Below are 2,500 nucleotides of genomic sequence, written 5' to 3'. Positions count from 1 at the left end.
CGGGCGGTGTGTACAAGGCCCGGGAACGTATTCACCGCGGCATGCTGATCCGCGATTACTAGCGATTCCAGCTTCACGCAGTCGAGTTGCAGACTGCGATCCGAACTGAGAACAGATTTGTGGGATTGGCTTAACCTCGCGGTTTCGCTGCCCTTTGTTCTGTCCATTGTAGCACGTGTGTAGCCCAGGTCATAAGGGGCATGATGATTTGACGTCATCCCCACCTTCCTCCGGTTTGTCACCGGCAGTCACCTTAGAGTGCCCAACTGAATGCTGGCAACTAAGATCAAGGGTTGCGCTCGTTGCGGGACTTAACCCAACATCTCACGACACGAGCTGACGACAACCATGCACCACCTGTCACTCTGCCCCCGAAGGGGACGTCCTATCTCTAGGATTGTCAGAGGATGTCAAGACCTGGTAAGGTTCTTCGCGTTGCTTCGAATTAAACCACATGCTCCACCGCTTGTGCGGGCCCCCGTCAATTCCTTTGAGTTTCAGTCTTGCGACCGTACTCCCCAGGCGGAGTGCTTAATGCGTTAGCTGCAGCACTAAGGGGCGGAAACCCCCTAACACTTAGCACTCATCGTTTACGGCGTGGACTACCAGGGTATCTAATCCTGTTCGCTCCCCACGCTTTCGCTCCTCAGCGTCAGTTACAGACCAGAGAGTCGCCTTCGCCACTGGTGTTCCTCCACATCTCTACGCATTTCACCGCTACACGTGGAATTCCACTCTCCTCTTCTGCACTCAAGTTCCCCAGTTTCCAATGACCCTCCCCGGTTGAGCCGGGGGCTTTCACATCAGACTTAAGAAACCGCCTGCGAGCCCTTTACGCCCAATAATTCCGGACAACGCTTGCCACCTACGTATTACCGCGGCTGCTGGCACGTAGTTAGCCGTGGCTTTCTGGTTAGGTACCGTCAAGGTACCGCCCTATTCGAACGGTACTTGTTCTTCCCTAACAACAGAGCTTTACGATCCGAAAACCTTCATCACTCACGCGGCGTTGCTCCGTCAGACTTTCGTCCATTGCGGAAGATTCCCTACTGCTGCCTCCCGTAGGAGTCTGGGCCGTGTCTCAGTCCCAGTGTGGCCGATCACCCTCTCAGGTCGGCTACGCATCGTTGCCTTGGTGAGCCGTTACCTCACCAACTAGCTAATGCGCCGCGGGTCCATCTGTAAGTGGTAGCCGAAGCCACCTTTTATGTTTGAACCATGCGGTTCAAACAACCATCCGGTATTAGCCCCGGTTTCCCGGAGTTATCCCAGTCTTACAGGCAGGTTACCCACGTGTTACTCACCCGTCCGCCGCTAACATCAGGGAGCAAGCTCCCATCTGTCCGCTCGACTTGCATGTATTAGGCACGCCGCCAGCGTTCGTCCTGAGCCAGGATCAAACTCTCCGATAAAGTAGTTTGACTGACTACGCACATCGCTGTGCGATTTTTAAAAACTGAATTAACAGGTACGTTTTGTCTTGTTTAGTTTTCAAAGATCATTTTGTTTGTCCGCTTTGTTAAAGCAACTTTATTAGTATACAACGTCACTTCTTCAAAGTCAACAACTTTTTTTAAAAACTTTTGGTGGAGCCTAGCGGGATCGAACCGCTGACCTCCTGCGTGCAAAGCAGGCGCTCTCCCAGCTGAGCTAAGGCCCCATAAAAAATGGTCGGGAAGACAGGATTCGAACCTGCGACCCCATGGTCCCAAACCATGTGCTCTACCAAGCTGAGCTACTTCCCGATTCCCTATCTGTTCTATTAAAAGATATGGCGCGCCCGAGAGGAGTCGAACCCCTAACCTTTTGATCCGTAGTCAAACGCTCTATCCAATTGAGCTACGGGCGCAATTCAATTTACAATATCCCGTTGGGATAAATGGAGCGGAAGACGGGATTCGAACCCGCGACCCCCACCTTGGCAAGGTGGTGTTCTACCACTGAACTACTTCCGCATATCGCAATAAAAAAAGCTTTCTCTATGAGAAACCTTGGTAATAATACATTTAATAAAGCTTCCAAGCGGGCTCGAACCGCTGACCTCTTCCTTACCATGGAAGTGCTCTACCTGCTGAGCTATGGAAGCAATGGCTCCGCAGGTAGGATTCGAACCTACGACCGATCGGTTAACAGCCGATAGCTCTACCACTGAGCTACTGCGGAATAATATAAAGCTTCATAAACAAACATGGTAGAATTAATAAATCTGCTTGGCGGCGTCCTACTCTCACAGGGGGAAACCCCCGACTACCATCGGCGCTGAAGAGCTTAACTTCCGTGTTCGGTATGGGAACGGGTGTGACCTCTTCGCTATCGCCACCAAACAAATTGAGAGTGTTCTCTCAAAACTAGATAACAGGTGTGACATCACTCAAAAATATGGTTAAGTCCTCGATCGATTAGTATCTGTCAGCTCCATGTGTCGCCACACTTCCACCTCAGACCTATCAACCTGATCATCTTTCAGGGATCTTACTTCCTTGCGGAATGGGAAATCTCA

Annotated in this window: 6 tRNA genes and 3 rRNA genes (2 of these 9 only partly in view); all 9 read right to left on the bottom strand. The window is 51.2% G+C overall.

Going from position 1 to position 2,500, the window contains the following annotated elements:
• Positions 1 to 1,412 (bottom strand): 16S ribosomal RNA (locus NYE20_RS01000); it reaches 138 nt to the left of the window's first position.
• A 172-nt stretch (positions 1,413 to 1,584) separates the two neighbouring features.
• Positions 1,585 to 1,660: transfer RNA gene (locus NYE20_RS00995), tRNA-Ala, on the bottom strand.
• A gap of 8 nt (positions 1,661 to 1,668) precedes the next feature.
• Positions 1,669 to 1,745, bottom strand: a tRNA-Pro gene (locus NYE20_RS00990).
• A gap of 27 nt (positions 1,746 to 1,772) precedes the next feature.
• A tRNA-Arg gene (locus NYE20_RS00985) sits at positions 1,773 to 1,849 on the bottom strand.
• Positions 1,850 to 1,880: 31 nt separating this feature from the next.
• Positions 1,881 to 1,955: transfer RNA gene (locus NYE20_RS00980), tRNA-Gly, on the bottom strand.
• A gap of 58 nt (positions 1,956 to 2,013) precedes the next feature.
• A tRNA-Thr gene (locus NYE20_RS00975) sits at positions 2,014 to 2,086 on the bottom strand.
• A 2-nt stretch (positions 2,087 to 2,088) separates the two neighbouring features.
• Positions 2,089 to 2,163: transfer RNA gene (locus tag NYE20_RS00970), tRNA-Asn, on the bottom strand.
• A gap of 45 nt (positions 2,164 to 2,208) precedes the next feature.
• A 5S ribosomal RNA gene (rrf, locus tag NYE20_RS00965) occupies positions 2,209 to 2,324 on the bottom strand.
• 55 nt (positions 2,325 to 2,379) lie between these two features.
• Positions 2,380 to 2,500: ribosomal RNA gene (locus NYE20_RS00960) — 23S ribosomal RNA — on the bottom strand (it continues 2,807 nt past the right edge of the window).

This window comes from Bacillus sp. FSL R5-0416 (genome assembly GCF_037975425.1).
GTDB lineage: Bacteria > Bacillota > Bacilli > Bacillales > Bacillaceae > Bacillus > Bacillus subtilis.
Note: the sequence above shows the minus strand (reverse complement) of the source record. Positions and strands in the feature narration are given on the sequence as shown.